The organism is Dyella sp. 01N448 (genome assembly GCF_056399225.1).
Genome location: NZ_JBFTQX010000002.1, coordinates 239,647 through 262,182, shown reverse-complemented (window position 1 = coordinate 262,182; position 22,536 = coordinate 239,647). Strand labels below are relative to the sequence as shown.

The window sequence follows — 22,536 nt, the reverse complement described above, 5'->3', positions numbered from 1 at the left end:
GTCCAAAGTCGGCTGCGTTTCATCTTTGGGGTGCGCGTGTGCGCACCGCGTCAACTCGCAACAGCGAAGCAGCCCGACGAGCAACGGTGAACGGCAAACCACGATGAATCGATCGCGCCGGGGCGGCAGCGTCCCGGCGCGTCTCTTTTTGCGATAGCTGGCGGATCGTCGCAGGCGCATCCGCACGACAGGAGTCCCTATGAGCAGCAAGCCACCGATTGTCATTTCCACACGCGACCTGGATCGCCTTGAAGCCATGCTCGAGCGCATGCCACCGGTGCAGGCCGGGCAATACCAGGCGCTGCGCGGCGAGCTCGATCGTGCCGACGTGGTGGAGTCTTCGGCGATACCGCCGGACGTGGTCACCATGAATTCCGTGGTCACCTTCAAGGACGACGATGGCGGCGACGAGTTGACTGTCACCCTGGTGTATCCCGCCGGCGCCGGGGTGCCGGGCACGGTGTCGATCCTGGCGCCCGTGGGCAGTGCGTTGCTCGGCCTGAAGGTGGGCCAGCATATCGAATGGCCCACGCCGGACGGCCACCGCCGTGAGCTGCGCGTGCTGGACATCGAATATCAACCTGAAGCGTCGGGCGATCTGCATCGCTGACGCCCTTATGCACGCCTTCTTCACGACTGCCGCGGGATTTACAGGCAATCGGGCCGAAGCGAGTCGAGCTTAGGTAAACTTCCGCTCATGAGGACACCCGCATGAGCCAGAGTCAGGCCACCGATTGGCGCGCCCAGGCCGCCGAACTGCGCGACAAGATTGAACGCGCGAACCATCGCTACCACGTACTCGACGACCCCGAGATCACGGACGCCGAGTACGACCGCGCCATGCGTGCGCTGGAAGCGCTCGAACAGGCACACCCGGAGCTGGCCACGCCCGACTCGCCCACGCGGCGAGTCGGTGCGCGTGCCCAAGGCGGCTTCGCCGAAGTGCGTCACGTGATACCGATGCTGTCGTTGAACAACGCCTTCGAACTGGACGGCGAGGGCGATCGCGAACGCTTCCGCGAGATTGCCGAGTTCGAGCGCCGCATCGAGCAGACCCTGGACCGGCGCAACCCGGAGTTTTCGGTCGAGCCCAAGCTTGACGGCCTGGCGATCAGCCTGCGCTACGAAAACGGCGTGTTCGTGCAGGGCGCGACGCGCGGCGATGGCGAGACCGGTGAGGACGTCACCGCCAACTTGCGCACCGTACGTGCGATTCCGCTGCGCCTGCGCGGCGAGGGCTGGCCGCGCGTGCTGGAAGTGCGCGGCGAAGTGATCATGCTGCACAAGGATTTCGAAGCCTTCAATGCACGCGCCCGCGAGCACGGCGAGAAGACCCTGGCCAATCCGCGCAATGGCGCGGCAGGTTCGCTGCGCCAGCTCGACCCGGCCATCACGGCGCGGCGCAAGCTGAGCTTCTTTGCTTACGCGGTGGGCGACGTGCAGGGCGGCGAGCTGCCGGCCACGCATTCCAAAACCTTGGCCAAGCTGCGCGACTGGGGCTTTCCGGTGTCGCCCGAAGTGGGCAGCGCCAAGGGTTTTGATGGTCTGATCGCCTACTACCGGCGCATCGGCGCCAAGCGCGACAAGCTTCCCTACGATATCGACGGCGTGGTGTACAAGCTGGACGACTACGCGGGCCAGCGCGAAATGGGCTTCGTGTCCCGCGCGCCACGTTGGGCGGTGGCGCACAAGTTCCCGGCGCAGGAGCAGACCACCACGGTCGAAGCGATCGAGATCAATATCGGCCGCACCGGTGCCGCCACGCCGCTGGCCCGCCTTAAACCGGTGCAGGTGGGCGGCGTTACGGTCAGCAATGCCACCTTGCACAACGCCGACCAGGTGGCACGCCTGGATGTGCGCGTTGGTGACACGGTGATCGTACGGCGCGCCGGCGACGTGATTCCCGAAGTCGTGCGCGTGATGCCCGAACTGCGTCCGCCGCATACGCGACCCTGGCATATGCCCACGCATTGCCCGGTGTGCAACTCGGCCTTGGTACGCGAAGAAGGCGAAGCCGCCTGGCGCTGCTCGGGCGGCCTGATCTGCGCGGCGCAACGCAAGGAAGCGCTGATTCATTTCGCCGCGCGGCGCGCCATGGACATCGACGGCCTGGGCGAGCGCTTCGTGGAAGCACTGGTGGATTTCGGCTATGTGCATACGCCCGCCGATCTCTACTCGCTGACGCTGGACGATTTCCTGGAGATGAAGCGGCGTGCCGATGAGAGCGATGGCTCCACACCGGAAACCGTCAAGCAGGGCAAGGTGGCCACCAAGTGGGCCGAGAACCTGATCGAGGCGATCGAGGCCAGCAAGCACACCAGCCTGCCTCGCTTCCTGTTTGCGCTGGGCATCATGCATATCGGCGAAAGCACGGCGAAGACGCTGGCGGCGTGGCTGGGCAGCCTGGCGGTGATCCGTCGCATGCCGGCGGCGGTGCTGCGGGTGTTGCCCGATATCGGCGATGAAGTCGCGCGTTCCATCGCGGCATTTTTCGCGCAGGACGGCAATCAGAAAGTGGTCGATGCCTTGCTCGCTTCGGGCATCGTGTTCTCCGATGAAACGCACCCTTCACCCAAGTTGCACCAGCGCCTGGATCTGGCGTTGTTGCTGGATATGGCGGGCGTGAGCAAGCTCGGTCCCAAGAGCACCAAGCTGCTGGCCGAACGGTTTACCTCACTGGATAAGCTGGTTGCGGCCGGACCTGCGCATTGGGTGACGGCCGGTTTGCCTTCGGCGGCATCGACCAATCTCGAAGCTTTTCTTGCCGACAAGGCGAAGCTGCAGCAGCTGCGCGAAGCGGACGCGGCCATGTGGGAGTTGCTCAATGCCATTCCCAAGAGCACCAAGGCCGCCACCGCGCCGCTGGAAAGCCAGACCATCGTGCTCACCGGCACGCTGTCGTCGCTGAGTCGCGATGACGCCAAGGAGCGGCTGGAGGCGTTGGGCGCCAAGGTCGCCGGTTCGGTGTCCAAGAAGACCAGCTTCGTGGTGGCGGGCGAGGCGGCCGGTTCCAAGCTCGACAAGGCGCAGGAACTGGGCGTGGAAGTGTGGGACGAGGCGCGCCTGCTCGAGCTGCTCGCCACCCACGAGGGCAGCGCATGAACCTGCACATGGCAGGGCGCCTGCATCTGCGCGCACGGCTTTACGCGCTGATCCGGGCGTTCTTCGCCGAACGCAATGTGCTGGAGGTGGAAACGCCAATCCTGTCGGCAGCCGGCAACACCGATCCGAACATCGAGAGTTTCAGCGCTCGTTTCAGTGGCCATGTCGATGCCGGTGCACGCGAACGCTGGATGCGCACCTCGCCGGAATATCCGTTGAAGCGCTTGCTGGCCGCCGGTGTTGGCGACTGCTACGAGATGGGCCGCGTGTTTCGCAACGGTGAGGCCGGCGGTCGCCACAACCCCGAGTTCACCATGCTCGAGTGGTATCGCGTGGGCTGGGATCATCGGCAGCTGATGGAAGAAACCATCGCGCTCGTTGAGGCTGCGCTGGCGATGATGGGATCGCGCGCGGAAATATGCATCGAAGGCTACCGGCAGCTCTTCATCGACGAGCTTGGCATCGATCCGGCGCACGCGCCGATCGAGCAGCTGCAGTTGGCGCTTGAGGAATTCAACATCCATCCGGACGGGCTGACGCGCGACGACTGGCTTGATCTGCTCATCACCCATCGCCTGCAGCCCTCGTTTCCGCGCAACCGCATCACCGTGATCCATGACTATCCCGCCTCGCAGTGCGCGCTCGCGAAAGTGCGGCCGGGCGATCCTCCGCTGGCCGAACGCTTTGAGCTTTTTCTGGGGCGCTATGAGCTGGCCAATGGCTATCACGAGCTCAACGACGCGGCCGAACAACGTCGGCGTTTCGAGCGCGACAACGCGGTACGTCAATCGCGCGGCCAACCGGCCATCCCGATGGACGAGAACCTGTTGGACACGTTGGACGCGATGCCCGATTGCGCCGGCGTGGCCATGGGTATCGAGCGTCTCCTGATGTGCCTGGTGGGCACGGACGCGATCGCCGACGTGCTCACTTTTCCCTTTGCAGAGGCCTGAAGGCATGGCGTCGAGTTTGCTGCCCGCCATCCATCATGTGGCGTTGATTTGTTCGGACTATGCGCGGTCGAAAGCGTTCTACACCCAGACGCTGGGTTTTCGCGTCATTCGCGAGGTGTACCGCGCTGAGCGCGACTCGTGGAAACTGGATCTGGAAGTTTCGCCGGGCGTCAGCCTCGAGCTGTTTTCGTTTCCGTCGCCACCGCCGCGGCCGTCACGGCCCGAGGCACAAGGATTGCGCCATCTCGCGTTTGCCGTGCCAGACGTGGAAGCGGTGATCGCCACGCTGCAGCAGCGTGGCGTGGCCTGCGAACCCGTGCGCGTGGATGAATTCACCGATCGCCGCTTCACCTTTTTCGCCGACCCCGACGGTCTTCCGATCGAGCTGTACGAAGCCTGAGACGTCGACGTACCCATAAAAAAATCCAGCGGCTCGAATAAGCCGCTGGATTTCGAGGTGGAGCAATGGGCAGGCGCTTAGTCGTGCCAGTCCAGCAGGTGGCGATAGATCAGGCCGCCCACGATGCCGCCGATCAGCGGAACCACCCAGAACATCCACAGCTGCCCCATGGCCCAGCTGCCCTGGAACACGGCAACCGCGGTGCTGCGCGCCGGATTGACCGAGGTGTTGGTGATCGGGATGGAGATCAGGTGGATCAGCGTGAGCGCGAGGCCGATGGCCAGCGGTGCAAAGCCGGTCGGCGCCAGTTTGTGCGTGGTGCCGTTGATCACGATCAGGAAGAACGCGGTCAGCACGAACTCGGCAACCATGCAGGCCACCAACGAATACTGCCCCGGCGAATGCTCGCCGTAGCCGTTGGAGGCAAAGCCGCCCGCGACGGGATCGAACACGGGTCTGCCACTGGCTATCAAATAGATGGTGGCGCCGGCTGCCACGCCGCCCACCACTTGTGCGATCCAGTAAGGGATCACGTCCTTGGCCGGAAAACGGCCGCTGGCCCACATGCCTGCAGTTACTGCGGGATTGAAGTGCGCACCGGAAATATGACCCACCGCATACGCCATGGTCACCACGGTGAGGCCGAAGGCGAGGGCGACGCCTGCAAATCCAATGCCCAACTCAGGGAAGGTTGCCGCGAAGACTGCGCTGCCGCAGCCGCCAAAGACCAGCCAGAACGTGCCAAAAAACTCTGCTCCCAAACGCTTGCCCATATTCACGGGGACTCTCCTTGCCAGATTTTCAGGGAATGGCTCGAGCGCATCCATGCGTGACTTCCACAACGATCCCGATTTGAAACAGGCTCTTAGTGCATGGCTCGAGTACGCGTAGGCTAACAAAATTGGCCATAGGAGTAGTCCACGTCCCGGTCCAGATCGGTGAAGGCTTACATACCGAAGAGGCTTTTCCTTTGTGTATGCTGCCCCGTCGCTTTCGCCTGGTACTGCAGGATCCTTCGATGACGCAAGCATTTCCGACCACGCCAACCTTGGCAGCCCCCGTCCGCCGCATGGGCGCGCGTGACATCCAGACCCTGCTGCTCGCCTCGCTGGGCGGCGCGCTGGAGTTCTACGATTTCGTGGTGTTCGTGTTTTTTGCGCTGCCGCTGAGCCACCTGTTTTTTCCGCCGGACATGCCGCAGTGGCTGGCCCAGTTGCAGACCTACGCGATCTTCGCCGCGGGCTATCTGGCCCGACCGCTGGGCGGCATCGTGATGGCTCACTTCGGCGACCGGCAGGGTCGCAAGCGCATGTTCACGCTGAGCGTTTTCCTGATGGCGCTGCCGACGCTGGCGATTGGCGCGCTGCCGGTCTATGCCTCGGTGGGGCTGCTGGCGCCGCTGCTGTTGCTGTGCCTGCGCGTGATGCAGGGCGTGGCGATTGGTGGCGAAGTGCCGGGCGCATGGGTATTCGTGGCCGAGCACGCGCCGCGCGGACGGGTCGGTTTTGCCTGTGCATGCCTCACCTCCGGCCTCACCGCGGGCATCCTGATCGGCTCGCTGACGGCGGCGTGGATGAACCATCACTTCTCGCCCGCCGATGTGTTGCGCGGCTGGTGGCGCCTGCCGTTTGTGCTGGGCGGCGTGTTCGGCCTCGTGGCCGTGTGGCTGCGTCGCTGGTTGAGCGAAACGCCGGTGTTTGCCGAGCTGCATGCGCGCAAGGCATTGAGCGAGGGCTTGCCGCTGCGCACCGTGCTGGCGGGTCATGGCGCCAGCGTGGCCATTTCCATGGCGGTCACCTGGACGCTCACCGCGGCCATCCTGGTGCTGATTCTGGGACTGCCCAGCCTGGCGCAGAAGTCGTTCGGCATTCCTGCTGACGTGGCCTTCCTGGGCAATAGCATCGCCGCTTTTTGCCTATGCGTGGGCTGCGTGGCATTTGGCTGGCTGGTCGATCGCATTGGCGCCGCCTGGACACTGATCGCCGGCTCGGTCGCCTTGGTGACTGTCACCTATGTGCTGTTCGGTGATCTGGCGGCAGGCGGCGCGCATTTTCTGCCGCTGTATGGGCTCACCGGTTTTCTGGTCGGTACCGTGGCGGTGGTGCCCACCATCATGGTGGCGGCGTTTCCGGCGCAGATTCGCTTCTCCGGCATCTCCTTCGCCTATAACGTGGCCTATGCCGTGTTTGGCGCGTGTACTGCCACGTTTATCGGCTACCTGGCCGGGACGTCCGGGCGCATGGCTGCCGCGCACTATGTGACGATCACGGTGGTGGTCGGCGTTGCGGCGGCGGTGTGGCTGCTGGTGAAAGGGCGCGGCAAAGCTCAGTTGATGACCGACTGAGCGCAGCCCTCAGGGGTTGTTGATGGTCGAACCCGTCAACAGCCCACGCGCCAACATGCTGCACTGCTTGCGATACAGCAGCATCTGCCACTGGCGCCCGCCCAGCTGTCGCCACAACACGGCCGAACGCACGGCGGCGAGCAGGTTGGTGCGAACCTTTTCGACCACGGCCGGCTGCTGCAACTGCTGCGGATTGCCGGTGACCATCACGCGCGGCTTGAGCGTGGAAAGCGTGCCGGCATACAGCTCGGCCAGACGCTTCACCACCTGCGGCGAATCCGCACCGAAGTGTTCGACCTGCCGCTGTGCGGCGGCGATGCCTTGCTGCAGGCGATCCAGCAGATCGCTGCGGCGTGACAGGCTGCGCTCCAGGCGCATCACCGTGAAGGCCATGCGCGTGATGGCCACATCGCGGTTGTTCTCGTCGAGCAGGGTGATCAGCTGGCGCAGGCCCAGGCGCACGGCGCCGACATCGCCGTAGACGCCCACGACCGACGGTGCATCGATGCGGAACACGCTGGCCATGCTCGAGGCCATGGCGATGTCGTCGCAGCGGCCATCGTTGGCCAGCTGCTGGGCGAGCGTGGTGGCCTGGAACAAACCCGCCAGGGCCAACACGCGCTCTTCGTTCATCGCGAAAATTTCAAACACCGGTCAGTGCCTCGGAGAGGGCGGAAGAAGTAGCGGCATCATTCCAGCCGCCAAAGGGGGCGTCGGTGCGGTCGATCACGGCACCGCCGAGACAGGCCTCGCCGTCATAGAAAACCACCGACTGGCCGGGCGTCACGGCCCGCTGCGGCTGGTCGAACACCACCTCGAGTCCATCGTTCCGTACAAACACTTCGCAGGGCTGGTCGGCCTGGCGATAGCGCGTCTTGGCGGTGCAACGAAATTGTTTCGCCGGCGGCTCGCCCGCCACCCAGGTCGGCGGCTCGGCGTGCAGGCGGTTCGAATAAAGCCAATGGTTCTCGCCGCCCTGCGCAACATACAGCACGTTGGCGGGCACATCCTTGCCGACCACGTACCAGGCCTCGCCGCTGGCGCCATGGCGCCCGCCGATCCCCAGGCCGTTGCGCTGGCCAAGGGTGTAATACATCGCGCCCTGGTGCTCGCCCACGGTCTGGCCATCGGGCGTGCGCATCGGGCCGGGCTGGGCGGGCAGGTACTGGGCAAGAAAGCTGCGGAAGTCGCGCTCGCCGATAAAGCAGATGCCGGTGGAATCCTTTTTCGCGTGCGTCGGCAGCGCGGCCTCCTGGGCCATCTGGCGCACCAGCGGCTTTTCGATCTCGCCGACCGGAAACAGCGTTGCGCTGAGCTGCTGCTGGCCCAGGGCGTGAAGAAAGTAAGTCTGGTCCTTGGACGCATCCACCGCGCGCAGCAGGCGATATTTGCCTTCATGGAAATCCACGCGGGCGTAGTGGCCGGTGGCGATCTTGTCGGCGCCCAGCGCGCGGGCCTCATCCAGGAAGGTCTTGAACTTGATCTCGCGATTGCACAGCACGTCCGGATTGGGCGTGCGACCGGCGCGGTATTCGGCAAGAAAGTGCTCGAACACGCCAGCCCAATACTCGGCGGCGAAATTGCGCGCATGGAACGGAATGCCCAGCCGCCCGCACACGGCCACGGCGTCCTTGCGATCGATATCGGTGGTGCAGGGGCCGTCGCGGTCGTCTTCTTCCCAGTTCTGCATGAACAGGCCTTCGACCTCGTAGCCACCCTGCTGCAGCAGCAGGGCGGCCACCGAAGAGTCGACACCGCCGGAGACACCGAGCATCACTTTCATGGGTAACGATCCTCGGCGAGCAGGCTGTGCAGCAGGTTCAGCGGGTGGCGCTGACCGCTCAGCCAGGCGTCGATGCTCATCAGCACCAGTGGACTGCGCAATTGGTCACCCAGTGCCACAATTTCGTCGCGGGTGAGCCACAGGGCCTGCCGGATGCCCTCGTCGAGCGGGCGCCCGGGATCATGACTCACCGCCCGAGCTGCAAAACTGAAGCGCACCACGCCGTCGCCATGCTCGGTGCTGCGCCACTGGTGGACGCCGATCAGGTGCTCGGGGACCACCGTCCAGCCCGTTTCTTCCAGCGTTTCACGTACGGCGGCGGTCAGCAGGCTCTCTTTGTCGTCCAAATGGCCCGCCGGCTGGTTATAGGCGAGGCGGCCGTTGACCTCCTCTTCGACCATGAGGAAGCGGTCGCCGTCGGCAACCACGCAGGCCACGGTCACGTGTGGGCACCAGACTTGCAGGGGAATGGGTGAGGAATCGGCCATCGGGGGTATATGGCGACGCTAGTGGCACTGGAAAAGCGGTCATTGTGCCATCACCTGAAGGCGATCTGCCTTCGGCGGTGCCCCTTGGGAGCATCCCGGGTGCCCGGCGCTATACTTTCCCCAAGGAAATTTCACGTAGACCCATGGCTCACGAACCCGAACACGAACAAGGCAGCGGTCACGGCCTGGCGCTGGAAACCTCCCGTCCGGAGGTGGCTCGCCCGCCGCTCTTCCAGGTGGTACTGCTGAACGACGATTTCACACCGATGGATTTTGTGGTCGAAGTGCTGAGAAGTTTTTTCAGTCTGGACCAGGAACGTGCGGTGCAAGTCATGCTTCACGTGCATACGCGCGGAAAAGGCGTGTGCGGGGTGTTTACCCGGGAAGTCGCGGAAACCAAGGTGACCCAGGTGAACGAATATTCACGTGCTCATCAGCACCCTTTGTTGTGCACTATGGAAAAGCTCTGAAAAGAGGTAATGAAAGGTGTGTAGAGAGGATCTGCCAAGGTCGGTTCTGGCGCCCACGCTACCCATCTCACAGCCCGTCCCTGGCACGGATATTGAAGAGCCTTCCAGCACCCCCATTTCGTAGCTATCGGGGCGCGTGACGCCCAGCCACACAGCGGAGTAGGTCCGGATGTTCAGCAAGGATCTCGAAGTCACCATCGGCCAGTGCTACAAGCAGGCCCGCGAGCAGCGTCATGAATTCATGACGGTGGAACATTTGCTGCTCGCTCTTACCGAAAACCAGTCGGCCCTGGGCGCACTGCGCGCCTGCGGCGTCGACCTGCCGCGCCTGTCGCGCGAGCTGGAAAAGATCATTGCCGAAACCGTACCGGTATTGCCGCACGGGGACGAGCGCGATACCCAGCCCACCCTCGGCTTCCAGCGCGTGCTGCAGCGCGCGGTTTATCACGTACAGTCTTCGGGCCGTAAAGAAGTCACCGGCGCGAACGTGCTGGTGGCGATCTTCGGCGAAAAGGATTCGCACGCCGTGTATTTCCTGCACCAGCAGGAGATCACCCGCCTGGACGTGGTCAACTATATTTCGCACGGTATCGCCAAGATCGGCGACGAGCCGTCGTCGAGCATGCCGGGCACCGAGCGCGAGAGTGAAGACGGCGAGCCCAAGGGCAATCCGCTCAGCGAATACGCCAGCAACCTCAACGAGCTGGCGCTCGAAGGCAAGATCGATCCGCTGATCGGCCGCCAGGACGAAATCGAGCGCACCATCCAGGTGCTGTGCCGCCGCCGCAAGAACAACCCGCTCTACGTGGGCGAGGCCGGCGTGGGCAAGACGGCCCTGGCCGAAGGCCTGGCCAAGCGCATCGTCGACGGCGAAGTACCCGAAGTGCTCGAGAACGCCACCATCTGGTCGCTGGACCTGGGTGCGCTGGTCGCCGGCACCAAGTATCGCGGCGACTTCGAGAAGCGTCTCAAGGCCGTCATCAACCAGCTGAAGAAGCAGACCGGTGCCATCCTGTTCATCGATGAGATCCACACCATCATCGGTGCGGGTTCGGCGTCGGGCGGCACCATGGACGCGAGCAACCTGATCAAGCCCATGCTGGCCTCGGGCGAGCTGCGCTGCATCGGTTCCACCACGTTCCAGGAATTCCGCGGCATCTTCGAGAAGGACCGCGCGCTGGCCCGTCGCTTCCAGAAGATCGACGTGGTCGAGCCGACGGTGGCCGATAGCCTGGAAATCCTCAAGGGCCTGCGTTCGCGTTTCGAGGAACACCACAACGTCACCTACACCAGCGAAGCGCTCAAGGCGGCGGTGGATCTGTCGGTGAAGCACATTCCCGATCGCCTGCTGCCGGACAAGGCCATCGACGTGATCGACGAGGCCGGTGCGCGCCAGCGCCTGCTGCCTGCCGATCAGCGCACGGGCAGGGTGGATGTGCCCGAAGTCGAATACATCGTGGCCAAGATGGCGCGCATCCCCGCCAAGCAGGTGTCGGCGTCGGATCGTGACGTGCTGAAGAACCTCGAGCGCAACCTGAAAATGGTGGTGTTCGGCCAGGATCCGGCGATCGAAGCGCTGGCCGCGTCGATCAAGATGGCGCGTTCGGGTCTGGCCGATCCGTCCAAGCCGATCGGTTGCTTCCTGCTCGCCGGCCCCACCGGCGTGGGCAAGACCGAAGTGACCAAGCAGCTGGCGATGCAGCTGGGTATCGAGATGATCCGCTTCGACATGTCCGAGTACATGGAAGCGCATTCGGTCTCGCGCCTGGTCGGTGCACCTCCGGGCTACGTCGGCTTCGATCAGGGCGGCCTGCTCACCGAAGCGGTGACCAAGCATCCGCATGCGGTGCTGTTGCTCGACGAAATCGAAAAGGCGCATCCGGATGTATTCAACATCCTGCTGCAGGTGATGGATCGCGGCGTGCTCACCGACACCAACGGTCGCGAAGCGAACTTCAAGAACGTGGTGGTGGTGATGACCACCAATGCAGGTGCGCAGCAGGCGTCGCGTCGCGGCATCGGCTTCGTCAAGCAGAACCATTCGATGGATGCGATGGAAGTAATCCGCCGCAGCTTCACGCCGGAATTCCGCAACCGTCTGGACGCGATCATCCAGTTCAATGCGCTGGACTTCGATCACATCCTGCGCGTGGTGGACAAGTTCCTGATCGAACTGGAAGCCCAGCTCACCGAGAAGCACGTGAGCCTGGATGTCGACGCCGATGCCCGCCGCTGGTTGGCGGAGCATGGTTTCGATCCGCAGATGGGCGCACGTCCGATGGCTCGCGTGATCCAGGAGAAGGTGAAGCGTGCACTGGCCGACGAACTGCTGTTCGGCAAGTTGGCCGATGGCGGCAAGGTGCGCCTGAGCGTCAACGAGGGCGAGCTGGTGGTGACTACGGAAGCGGCGGAAAACTTGCCGGCCACCGTGAGCTGATAGCTCGTTATCAGTAGCAACAAGAAAAGGCCGCGCATTGCGCGGTCTTTTTTTTGTGCCTATCGCCAGTATCACCGATGGGCGGAAATCGAAAGCGGCTGGATCACTGCATCGTCGTTGCAGCGCAAATTGAGAGTCGTCTGAGATGGTTTTGAGAGGCCTCTGATATAGGCCCAAAGGCCCGGTCCGTAGCCTTGCTGATGAGGACGAAACAGTCGTCCACCGACACCATCATCATCCGCTAGGTCACTCAATGAACACCATTTATCGCATCGTCTGGAACGCCACCACCTGCCGCTGGGTCGTCGCATCCGAAATGGCCAAGGGCCGCAAGAAGTCCTCCGCCAAGGGGATCGCTTCGAAGTTGGCCGCCATCGGCATGATGGCAGCCGTGGCTCCTGTCTTTGCGTTGAGCACCAACGGCAAAGCCCCATTGATTGTCAACGACATGTCGTTCAATCAAACCGATGGCGGCAACTGTCAGGCCATCGGCGGTGACGGTACGAACACGTTCGTCAATATCCCCAACTGTGATGCGAACAGCATGACATCGGGCAATTACAAGAACGCCAGGCAGACCGATTCTGTCGTGGTTGCCGCCAATTCGCTCTCCGTTGGCGGGTATCAATACATCAACGGTGCCGACGGTTCGAACGCTCTGACCATTACCCAGAGCGGCGCCAATATTTTGATGAATGCCGGCAAGATCACCGGCTTGGCCAATGGCACCGCGGCCACCGACTCAGTGAACGTGTCGCAGCTGACCCCGCTCGTCAGCGCCCTGGGCGCAGGCGCGGCGTTCAACGCCGGTACGGGCGTTGTCACCGGCCCCAGCTACTCGCTGACCAATGCCAACAGCATCGCCGGCACATCGGGTGCGGCCACGGATGTGGGTGGAGCGTTCAATACGGTCGACACCGCGCTGGGCAAGCTCAACACCAGCCTTACCAACATCAACAACGGTGCTGGCATCAAGTACTTCCACACCAACAGCGTGCAGTCCGATTCCAGCGCGACGGGAGGCGAGGCGATCGCCATTGGTGGCTCGGCCACCGCATCGGGTGGAAGTGCGGTGGCCATCGGCCAGAACGCTTCATCGGGCGGGTCCGCCAGCATTGCCATCGGCCAGAACGCATCCATTGCATCAGGCATCAACAATTCGCTTTCGATCGGTGGCGGTTCGCAATCCGGCAACCAGTCGACTTCGTTGGGCAATAGTGCGGATACCCACCTCTCGAGCTACGCGGTCGCGATTGGTCATGCCACCAGTGTCACGGGTGCTAGCGGTACGGCGCTCGGTGCCGGTGCGGTCGCCTCGACCACAAACTCGGTCGCACTGGGCGCAAACTCCACCACTACCGCCAATCTCGCGACGGCTGGTTACAACCCGGGTACCGCCGCACTGTCGGGCACGGCGTCTGCGGCCAATGGCGAAGTGTCGCTGGGCTCGGCGGGCAAAGAGCGTCGCCTGACCAATGTGGCCGCTGGCGCAAACGCCACCGACGCAGTCAACGTCAGCCAGCTGCAGTCTGAAGATGCCAAGGTCAACAACGTTGCCAGCACCACGGCAAGCGCACTGGGCACGACGGTTGGTGCCAACGGCGCGATCAATGCGCCCAGCTACACGCTGGCCAACGCCAACAGCATCGGCGGCACCGCCGGTGCGGCCACCACCGTCAGCAGCGGCTTCAGCAAGGTCGATACCGCGCTCGGCACACTCAACACGGCTGTGACCACGGCGCAAACCACCGCGAACACGGCCAACACCACTGCCAACAAGGGCTGGAATCTGAGCGCCGACGCCGGCGCCACGTCGCAGAACATCGCTCCGGGCGGCACGGCCAACTTCGCAGCTGGCACCAATGCCACGGTGGCGCGCAGCGGCAATACCATCACCATGGGCGTTGTCAGCAATCCGACCTTTAGCGGCATGCTCACCGCCAATGGCGGCCTGACCGTGGGCGCTGGCCAGACGGCCAGCATGGGCGGCAACAAGGTGGCCAATGTTGCGAACGGTACGCTCTCCGCCGCAAGCACCGATGCGGTGAACGGCTCCCAGCTCTATGCGACCAACCAGCAGGTGGCGCAGAACACCAGTGACATCGCCGGTAACACCACGTCGATCAGCAACATCACCAACCAGATCAACAACGGCACCGTGGGCCTGGTGCAGCAAGCTGCGGCCGGTGCCGATCTGACCGTCGGCAAGAGCACCGATGGTGCCGCCGTGAACTTTGCCGACAAGAACGGCAACAGCCGCACGCTCAAGAACGTCACGGCCGGCGTGGCCGCGACCGATGCGGTGAACATGTCGCAGCTCAACGCGACCAACGCCAATGTGGCTGGCAACACCACGGCGATCACCAACCTCGGCAACCGCGTCACCACCAACGAAGGCAGCATCTCCACCATCAACACGACCATTGCCGGCATGAATGGTCAGCTCGCGGATGCGGTGAAGTACGATTCGGCAGCGCATGACACGGTGACCCTGGGCAATGCCGGCACGCCGGTGCAGGTGACGAACGTCAAGAACGGCGCCCTGTCCGCTGCCAGCTCCGATGCAGTGAACGGCTCGCAGCTGTATGCGACCAACCAGCAGGTGGCGCAGAACACCACCGACATCGCCGGCAACACCACGGCCATCGCGGGTAACACGACGTCGATCAACAACATCACCAACCAGATCAACAGCGGTACCGTGGGCCTGGTCCAGCAGGCTGCGGCCGGTGCCGACCTGACCGTGGGCAAGAGCACCGATGGTGCCGCCGTGAACTTTGCCGACAAGAACGGCGCCACCCGCACGCTCAAGAACGTGACGGCTGGCGTGGCCGCGACTGACGCAGTGAACATGTCGCAGCTCAACGCGACCAATGCCAATGTGGCTGGCAACACCATGGCCATCACCAACCTCGGCAACCGCGTCACCACCAACGAAGGCAGCATCTCCACCATCAACACGACCATCGCCGGCATGAACGGCCAGCTGGCCGATGCGGTGATGTACGACTCGGCCGCGCACGACAAGGTGACCCTGGGCAACGCCGGTACGCCGGTGCAGGTGACGAACGTCAAGAACGGCGCCCTGTCTGCTGCCAGCACCGATGCGGTGAACGGCTCGCAGCTGTATGCCACCAACCAGCAGGTCGCGCAAAACACCACCGACATCGCGGGCAACACCACGGCCATCGCGGGTAACACCACGTCGATCAACAACATCACCAACCAGATCAACAGCGGCACCGTGGGCCTGGTTCAGCAGGCTGCAGCCGGTGCCGATCTGACCGTGGGCAAGGACACCGACGGCACGACAGTCAACTTTGCCGACAAGAACGGCAACACCCGCACGCTGAAGAACGTGACGGCTGGCGTGGCTGACACCGATGCGGTGAACATGTCGCAGCTCAACACGACCAACGCCAACGTGGCTGGCAACACCACCGCCATCACCAACCTGGGCAACCGCGTCACCACCACCGAAGGCAACATTTCCACCATCAACACCACGATTGCCGGCATGAATGGTCAGCTGGCCGATGCGGTGATGTACGACTCGGCCGCCCATGACAAGGTGACCCTGGGCAACGCCGGCACGCCGGTGCAGGTGACGAACGTCAAGAACGGCGCGCTGTCCGCCGCCAGCTCCGATGCAGTGAACGGCTCGCAGCTGTATGCGACCAACCAGCAGGTGACTCAGAACACCACCGACATCGCCGGCAACACGACCTCGATCAACAGCCTGCAGAACACCGTCAACAACATCAGCGGTGGCACCGTGGGTCTGGTCCAGCAGGCTGCGGCCGGTGCCGACCTGACCGTGGGCAAAGGCACCGACGGCGTTGCAGTGGACTTTGCCGACAAGAACGGCGCCACCCGCACGCTGAAGAACGTGACGGCGGGCGTGGCTGACACCGATGCGGTGAATGTCTCGCAGCTCAACACGACCAATGCCAACGTGACCCGCGTGGAAGGCAAGGCCGACCAGCAGGGCACCACCACGGCTTCGGCCTTCGGCGGCGGTGCGAGCTACAACAGCACCACCGGTGCCATCGTGGCACCGAGCTACACCCTGCACAATGCCGACGGCACGACGACCACGGCGAACGACGTGGGCACGGCGCTCACCAACGTCGATGGCCGCGTGGTGCAGAACACCACCAACATCGCCGGCAATACGACAGCCATCACCAACCTGCAGAACAACATCAACAACGGCACGACTGGCCTGGTCCAGCAGGCTGCGGCCGGTGCCGATCTGACCGTGGGCAAGGGCACCGACGGCGTTGCAGTGGATTTTGCCGACAAGAACGGCGCGACCCGCACGCTCAAGAACGTGACGGCGGGCGTGGCTGACACCGATGCGGTGAACATGTCGCAGCTCAACACGACCAACGCCAATGTTGCGCTGAACACCACCAACATCGCCGGCAATACGACGGCCATCACCAACCTGCAGAACAACATCAACAACGGCACAACTGGCCTGGTCCAGCAGGCTGCGGCCGGTGCCGACCTGACCGTGGGCAAGGGCACCGACGGCGTTGCAGTGGACTTTGCCGACAAGAACGGCGCCACCCGCACGCTCAAGAATGTGACGGCGGGCGTGGCTGACACCGATGCGGTGAACATGTCGCAGCTCAACACGACCAACGCCAACGTGACCCGCGTGGAAGGCAAGGCCGATCAGCAGGGCACCACCACGGCTTCGGCCTTCGGCGGCGGTGCGAGCTACAACAGCACGACCGGTGCCATCGTGGCGCCGAGCTACACCTTGCACAATGCCGACGGCACGACCACCACGGCGAACGACGTGGGCACGGCGCTCACTAACGTCGATGGCCGCGTGGTGCAGAACACCAGCGACATCGCCGGCAACACCACGGCCATCGCGGGTAATACGACCTCGATCAACAACATCACCAACCAGATCAACAGCGGCACCGTGGGCCTGGTGCAGCAGGCTGAGGCCGGTGCCGACCTGACCGTGGGCAAGGCCACCGATGGTGTGGCGGTCGACTTTGCCGACAAGAACGGCAACACCCGCACGCTCAAGAACGTGACGGCTGGCGTGGCCGCGACTGACGCAGTGAACATGTCGCAGCTCAACGCGACCAACGCCAATGTGGCCGGCAACACCACCGCCATCACCAACCTGGGCAACCGCGTCACCACCACCGAAGGTAACATTTCCACCATCAACACCACGATTGCCGGCATGAATGGTCAGCTGGCCGATGCGGTGATGTACGACTCGGCCGCGCACGACAAGGTGACCTTGGGCAACGCCGGTACGCCGGTGCAGGTGACGAACGTCAAGAATGGTGCGCTGTCCGCTGCCAGCTCCGATGCAGTGAACGGCTCGCAGCTGTATGCGACCAACCAGCAGGTGACCCAGAACACCACCGACATCGCGGGCAACACGACGTCGATCAACAACATCACCAACCAGATCAACAGCGGCACCGTGGGCCTGGTGCAGCAGGCTGCGGCTGGCGCCGACCTGACCGTGGGCAAGGGCACCGACGGCGTTGCAGTGGACTTTGCCGACAAGAACGGCGCCACCCGCACGCTCAAGAATGTGACGGCTGGCGTGGCTGACACCGATGCGGTGAACATGTCGCAGCTCAACACGACCAACGCCAACGTGACCCGCGTGGAAGGCAAGGCCGACCAGCAGGGCACCACCACGGCTTCGGCCTTCGGCGGCGGTGCGAGCTACAACAGCACCACCGGTGCCATCGTGGCGCCGAGCTACACCCTGCACAATGCCGACGGCACGACGACCACGGCGAACGACGTGGGCACGGCGCTCACCAACATCGATGGCCGCGTCGTGCAGAACACCTCCGACATCAACACCATCAACACCCAGATCAACAGCGGCACGATCGGTCTGGTCCAGCAGGCTTCGGCCGGCGCCAACCTGACGGTGGGCAAGAGCACGAACGGTGCTGCGGTGGACTTCCAGGGCACCGCCGGCGCCCGCAAGCTGCTGAACGTGGCAGATGGCACGGTGGCGGCTGGCAGCAAGGATGCCGTCAACGGTGGTCAGTTGTATGGCGTGAGCCAGTCGATGGCCAATGCCATCGGCGGTGGCTCGACAGTGAATGCGGATGGTTCCATCTCGGCACCGAGCTACAGCGTGCACAATGCGGACGGTTCCACCACCACGGTCAACAACGCGGGCAGTGCCATCAGCAATCTCGATGGTCGCGTCACGCAGAACACCACCGACATCTCCACCATCAACACCACCATCAATGGCATGAATGGTCAGCTTGCTGACGCGGTGAAGTACGATTCCGCCGCCCATGACAAGGTGACGCTGGGTAATGCCGGTACGCCGGTGCAGGTGAGCAACGTCAAGGACGGCGCGCTGTCCGCGACCAGCAGCGATGCGGTGAACGGCTCGCAGCTGTATGCGACCAACCAGCAGGTGGCGCAGAACACCGGCGATATCGCCAACATCAACAGCACCATCAACACCATGAACACCGGTGGCCTGAAGTACGTGAAGGTCAATTCGACGGCTGCCGCTGCCAACGCTGCGGGCTCGGACAGCGTGGCCGTGGGTGGCAACACCAAGGCATCTGCCGCCAATGCGGTGGCGATCGGCAACGGCGCGCAGGCCAGCCAGGCCAACAGCGTGGCGCTGGGTGCGGGTTCGGTGGCTGACCGTGCGAACAGTGTCTCGGTGGGTGCAGTGGGGCAGGAACGCCAGGTCACCAACGTGGCGGCCGGCAACTTGTCTGCCTCCAGCACCGATGCGGTGAATGGCAGCCAGCTCAACGCCACCAACCAGGCGGTGACCAACCTCGATGGCCGCGTGACCAACGTGGAAAACACGGTGAACACGATGGCGGGTGCCGTGAGCAACGTCACCAACATCACCAACGGCCAGTCCGGCATGTTCCAGGTCAGCAAGGACAGCAACAGCAAGCAGCCGGTGGCTTCGGGCAGCACCTCGACCGCCGGTGGCAACGGCGCCGTCGCGTCCGGCAACAACAGCACCGCGCTGGGCAATGCCGCGGTAGCCTCGGCTGACAACAGCGTGGCCGTGGGCGCCAACTCGGTCGCCGATCGCAGCAACAGCGTGTCGATGGGTTCGGCCGGCCATGAGCGTCAGGTGACCAATGTGGCGGCCGGTACGGCCAACACGGATGCCGTGAACGTGGGCCAGCTGAAGGCCGCCGGTGTGATGAATGCCGATGGCTCGACCAATACGGCGGTGACCTACGACACCAACGCCGATGGCAGCAGCAGCGTGACCTTGAACGGCGGCGGCAATGCCGCGGTGATCCACAACGTGGCTCCGGGTACCTCGGCGACGGACGCGGCCACGGTGGGCCAGGTGCAGCAGGTGGCCGACTGGTCCAAGAGCTACACCGACCAGCAGGTCAGGAACATGGGTCGCCAGGCGGATGGCGGCGTCGCCTCGGCGATGGCCATGTCCTCCATCCCGCAGGCGGTGGTCAACGGCGGGCACTCCATCGGCGCGGGCGTGGGCAGCTTCCGCGGCCAGTCCAGCGTGGCGGTCAGCATGTCGGCCATGAGCGCGACCGGCAAATTTGCCGTGAAGCTCAACGTCAGCGCAACCACCCACGGCGACGCCGGTGTGGGCGTGGGTGCCAGCTACAACTGGTAAGCCTGGGTTTTATACCTTCACGAGAGAGCGGCGCCGTAGCGATACGGCGCCGTTTTTCGTTGTTGTGGGGAGAGGGCAAACAAAAAGGCCGCGACATGGCGCGGCCTTTTCGATGGGCCGTCCCTTGTAGGAGCGCACTTGTGCGCGACCGCAAGGTTCCGGCTTTACCGCTGCGTAGGCTTTTCGCGCACAAGTGCGCTCCTACAGACGAGCGATTATTTCATGCGGTAGGTGATGCGACCCTTGGTCAGGTCGTAGGGGGTCATTTCGACCTTCACCTTGTCGCCGGTGAGAATGCGGATGTAATGCTTGCGCATGCGGCCGGAAATATGGGCCGTGATGACGTGGCCGTTTTCCAGCTGCACGCGGAACATGGTGTTGGGCAGGGTCTCCTGGACCGTACCTTCCATTTCGATGACGTCGTCTTTGGCCATGCGTTCCGTGGGGGCAGGGCAGCCGTCGTGGCTGCTTAATCCGTCGATTATGCCACGGAAAGTCCAATGGTTAAAGAATCATCAGCCAAAATGCTCATCCAGCTTGCGACGGATCTCCTGTTCCACCATGCCCTTGAGCGGCGCCAGCATCATTCCCAGCTCGGCTGTCACGTGGATGACGTCGCCCGCCACGGCAATGCTGCCGTTCACGCCCGGGCGGGAAAAGCGCAGGATGTCGCCCTGCCACTGGCCCTCCATGCCGAACTTTTCTTGCATGCGGGCCGCCACCTTGTCGACCACCGCGCGGGCCTCGGTCACGGAGAGCTGGTGGGGGCGGCGGATGTCGATCTTGGGCATGGGTGTTCCTGGGAGGCAAAGGCATATGGTAAGCCACGTCACCCGGAACTGCCGCTGCGCAGCGCGCGCAGCTCTGTTGTCGAAGCCCATGGGTGAGATCAGAGCGTCCTTAAGCTCGCAGGCATCTGCTAGAGTCCCGCCCGTCCATCGACTGGTTCACAGATGCGCATCGAGTTTCCCAATTCGCCCCGCGAGGATTTCCACTGGGACGGGCCGGCGCTGCGCATCGGCAGTGCGCCGGACAATGACCTGATCCTGGCCGCGCATCAGGCCGGCACTTATCACCTGCGCATCCAACTGGATCGCCGCGGCTGGGTACTGCAGGTCTTGCCCCAGGGCAACCGCATCTACGTGAATGCGCGCCCGGTGCGTGAGAAGGCCTTGTTGCGTGCCGGCGACATCCTGAGCGTCGGCGATTGCCGCATGCTGCTGCGTGCCGAGGAAGAACCCGCCCACAACCTGCCCGTGACCGTGCCGGCCGAAGGACGTTGCACGGTGGCTTTGCGTGCGGTGGCGGGGCCCTTGTCCGGCCGAGTTTTGACCTTGCTGGACAAGCTGGAACTTGGCCCGCATGGGCGCATCCCGCTGGAGCTTCCGCAGGGCGAGACGGCGTCGCTGGTGGTGTTCTGGCGCGACGGCCAGCTGATGCTGGAGGCCGGCCAGCAGTCCGAGCGCTATCCCCTGCGCGTCAACGGCGTGCCGGTAACCCAGGCCGCGCTGCGGCCGGGTGATCAGGTGGGCCTGGGCATGCATCGTTTCGTGGTCGATGCCCCGGGACTGGAGCCGGAGCCGGAGATCATTCAGCCCGAGCCGGAGCGCCCGCATCTGCCCGAAGAGGACGCCGGCCCGCGCGGCGAGGTGTGGTGGCTGATCGCTACCGCCGCGGTGCTCGCCCTGGGCATTGCGGTGGCCTTGCTGGTGCGTTTCTGAGGCAGCCTTCAGGCAGTCCCGAGGCAGCGTCATCTTTGGTTGACTCGCGGTTGCTGCGACGCGGCATAATGCGGCGATGTTCCTTCCATAGGCGTCGTCAGTGAGCAGACTCTGGAATTTCAGCGCTGGCCCGGCCGCATTGCCGCAACCGGTGCTCGAGCGCGCCCAGCGCGAATTGCTGGACTGGCAGGGTTGCGGCGCCTCGGTGATGGAGCTGTCTCACCGCGGCAAGGCCTTCATGGGTCTGGCCCAGCAGGCCGAGGCCGATCTGCGCGAGCTGCTGGCGGTTCCGGCGAACTACGCGGTGTTGTTCCTGCAGGGCGGCGCCACCCAGCATTTCGCGCAAATCCCGATGAATCTGGCCGCCGAAGGCGCCAGTGCCGATTACATCGTGACGGGCCATTGGGGCGAGAAGGCGGCCAGCGAGGCGGCCCCGTACGTCAAGGTGAATGTCGCCGCCAGCAGCAAGGCCGAGCATTACATGCGCCTGCCGCCGCGCGACACGTGGCAGCTCGACGGGCGCGCCGCTTACGTGCACTACACGCCGAACGAAACCATTCATGGCGTGGAATTCCACGAGATTCCCGAGGTGGGCGACGTGCCGCTGGTGGCGGATATGTCGTCGGACATCCTCTCCGGGCCCATCGATGTCAGCAAATTCGGGCTGATTTACGCCGGCGCGCAGAAGAACATCGGCCCATCGGGCCTGGTGGTGATGATCATCCGGCGCGACCTGCTGGAGCGCGCCACGCGGCCGATGGCGCGGATCTTCCGCTACGCCGATCACGCCGCCAACGATTCCATGCTCAATACGCCGAACACCTGGGGCTGGTATTTGGCCGGCCTCACGTTTCAGTGGTTGAAGGAGCAGGGCGGTCTGGCAGCGATCGGCGAGCGCAATGCGGCCAAGGCCACGCTGCTGTACGACGCCATCGACCACTCCAACGGTTTCTATCGCAACCCGGTGGCACTGGATTCGCGTTCGCGCATGAATGTGCCGTTCACCTTGCACGACAGCGCGCTGGACGCGGATTTCCTCAAGGAATCGGAAGCCGCCGGCCTGCTCGCGCTCAAGGGACACAAGGCGGTGGGCGGCATGCGCGCCTCGCTTTACAACGCGGTTCCGCTCGAAGCGGTGCAGGCCCTGGTGGGTTTCATGCGCGATTTCGCGCATCGTCACGGATGAAACCGTT

16 protein-coding genes are annotated in these 22,536 nt (G+C 63.9%); 10 read left to right on the top strand and 6 right to left on the bottom strand.

Annotated features, from left to right (window positions below):
* The first annotated feature begins 199 nt into the window (after positions 1-199).
* From rnk to gloA2, 4 genes are all read left to right on the top strand, one after another.
* The gene (gene rnk, locus AC1DKY_RS03625; protein WP_441602356.1) at positions 200-610 is read left to right on the top strand and encodes a nucleoside diphosphate kinase regulator; all 411 of its coding nucleotides are present in this window, start codon (positions 200-202) and stop codon (positions 608-610) included.
* A gap of 101 nt (positions 611-711) precedes the next feature.
* Positions 712-3,102 (top strand): NAD-dependent DNA ligase LigA, encoded by a 2,391-nt coding sequence (gene ligA / locus AC1DKY_RS03620; RefSeq protein WP_441602355.1) that lies wholly within the window; start codon positions 712-714, stop codon positions 3,100-3,102.
* On the top strand, positions 3,099-4,055 hold the full coding sequence (gene epmA, locus AC1DKY_RS03615; RefSeq protein ID WP_441602354.1) for an EF-P lysine aminoacylase EpmA: 957 nt from the start codon (positions 3,099-3,101) through the stop codon (positions 4,053-4,055). Before ligA ends, epmA begins: the two co-directional genes overlap by 4 nt.
* A gap of 4 nt (positions 4,056-4,059) precedes the next feature.
* A complete protein-coding gene (gene gloA2 / locus AC1DKY_RS03610) occupies positions 4,060-4,455 on the top strand; it encodes an SMU1112c/YaeR family gloxylase I-like metalloprotein (protein ID WP_441602353.1) in 396 nt (131 codons plus the stop codon).
* A gap of 77 nt (positions 4,456-4,532) precedes the next feature.
* On the opposite strand, the gene aqpZ is transcribed toward gloA2, so the two are convergent.
* Positions 4,533-5,234, bottom strand: coding sequence for an aquaporin Z (gene aqpZ / locus AC1DKY_RS03605; RefSeq protein ID WP_441602352.1), 702 nt, complete (start codon positions 5,232-5,234; stop codon positions 4,533-4,535).
* Between the two features lie 239 nt (positions 5,235-5,473).
* Here aqpZ and AC1DKY_RS03600 point away from each other — a divergent pair, with 239 nt between their 5' ends.
* A complete protein-coding gene (locus tag AC1DKY_RS03600; protein WP_441602351.1) occupies positions 5,474-6,799 on the top strand; it encodes an MFS transporter in 1,326 nt (441 codons plus the stop codon).
* Positions 6,800-6,808: 9 nt separating this feature from the next.
* Here AC1DKY_RS03600 and hflD read toward each other — a convergent pair whose 3' ends face one another.
* The 3 genes from hflD to AC1DKY_RS03585 are packed head-to-tail and all read right to left on the bottom strand — an operon-like array spanning position 6,809 to position 9,070.
* Entirely contained in the window at positions 6,809-7,432 is a 624-nt protein-coding gene (hflD, locus tag AC1DKY_RS03595) for a high frequency lysogenization protein HflD (protein WP_441602450.1), read from the bottom strand.
* A gap of 10 nt (positions 7,433-7,442) precedes the next feature.
* Positions 7,443-8,582 (bottom strand): tRNA 2-thiouridine(34) synthase MnmA, encoded by a 1,140-nt coding sequence (mnmA, locus tag AC1DKY_RS03590; RefSeq protein ID WP_441602350.1) that lies wholly within the window; start codon positions 8,580-8,582, stop codon positions 7,443-7,445.
* The gene (locus AC1DKY_RS03585; RefSeq protein WP_441602349.1) at positions 8,579-9,070 is read right to left on the bottom strand and encodes an NUDIX hydrolase; all 492 of its coding nucleotides are present in this window, start codon (positions 9,068-9,070) and stop codon (positions 8,579-8,581) included. The genes mnmA and AC1DKY_RS03585 overlap by 4 nt, the downstream gene beginning before the upstream one ends.
* A gap of 143 nt (positions 9,071-9,213) precedes the next feature.
* On the opposite strand from AC1DKY_RS03585, the gene clpS reads away from it, so the two are divergent.
* The 3 genes from clpS to AC1DKY_RS03570 all read left to right on the top strand — a co-directional run bounded on the left by clpS (position 9,214) and on the right by AC1DKY_RS03570 (position 19,622).
* Complete coding sequence (gene clpS / locus AC1DKY_RS03580; protein WP_074546739.1) at positions 9,214-9,540, top strand: ATP-dependent Clp protease adapter ClpS; 327 nt, start codon at positions 9,214-9,216, stop codon at positions 9,538-9,540.
* A 169-nt stretch (positions 9,541-9,709) separates the two neighbouring features.
* Entirely contained in the window at positions 9,710-11,977 is a 2,268-nt protein-coding gene (gene clpA / locus AC1DKY_RS03575) for an ATP-dependent Clp protease ATP-binding subunit ClpA (RefSeq protein ID WP_441602348.1), read from the top strand.
* Between the two features lie 253 nt (positions 11,978-12,230).
* A complete protein-coding gene (locus tag AC1DKY_RS03570) occupies positions 12,231-19,622 on the top strand; it encodes an ESPR-type extended signal peptide-containing protein (protein WP_477179501.1) in 7,392 nt (2,463 codons plus the stop codon).
* Positions 19,623-19,837: 215 nt separating this feature from the next.
* On the opposite strand, the gene infA is transcribed toward AC1DKY_RS03570, so the two are convergent.
* Both infA and AC1DKY_RS03560 read right to left on the bottom strand, forming a co-directional pair.
* Positions 19,838-20,056 carry a translation initiation factor IF-1 gene (gene infA / locus AC1DKY_RS03565; protein ID WP_019466733.1) on the bottom strand — a complete coding sequence of 73 codons (219 nt, stop codon included), beginning with the start codon at positions 20,054-20,056 and terminating at the stop codon, positions 19,838-19,840.
* Positions 20,057-20,137: 81 nt separating this feature from the next.
* Positions 20,138-20,413: a polyhydroxyalkanoic acid system family protein gene (locus tag AC1DKY_RS03560; RefSeq protein ID WP_441602346.1), complete on the bottom strand. Its 276-nt coding sequence runs from the start codon at positions 20,411-20,413 to the stop codon at positions 20,138-20,140.
* Between the two features lie 162 nt (positions 20,414-20,575).
* Here AC1DKY_RS03560 and AC1DKY_RS03555 point away from each other — a divergent pair, with 162 nt between their 5' ends.
* A complete protein-coding gene (locus AC1DKY_RS03555) occupies positions 20,576-21,343 on the top strand; it encodes an FHA domain-containing protein (RefSeq protein ID WP_441602345.1) in 768 nt (255 codons plus the stop codon).
* A 100-nt stretch (positions 21,344-21,443) separates the two neighbouring features.
* Positions 21,444-22,529, top strand: a complete 1,086-nt coding sequence (gene serC, locus AC1DKY_RS03550) for a 3-phosphoserine/phosphohydroxythreonine transaminase (protein ID WP_441602344.1) — start codon at positions 21,444-21,446, stop codon at positions 22,527-22,529.
* Positions 22,530-22,536 lie beyond the last annotated feature (7 nt).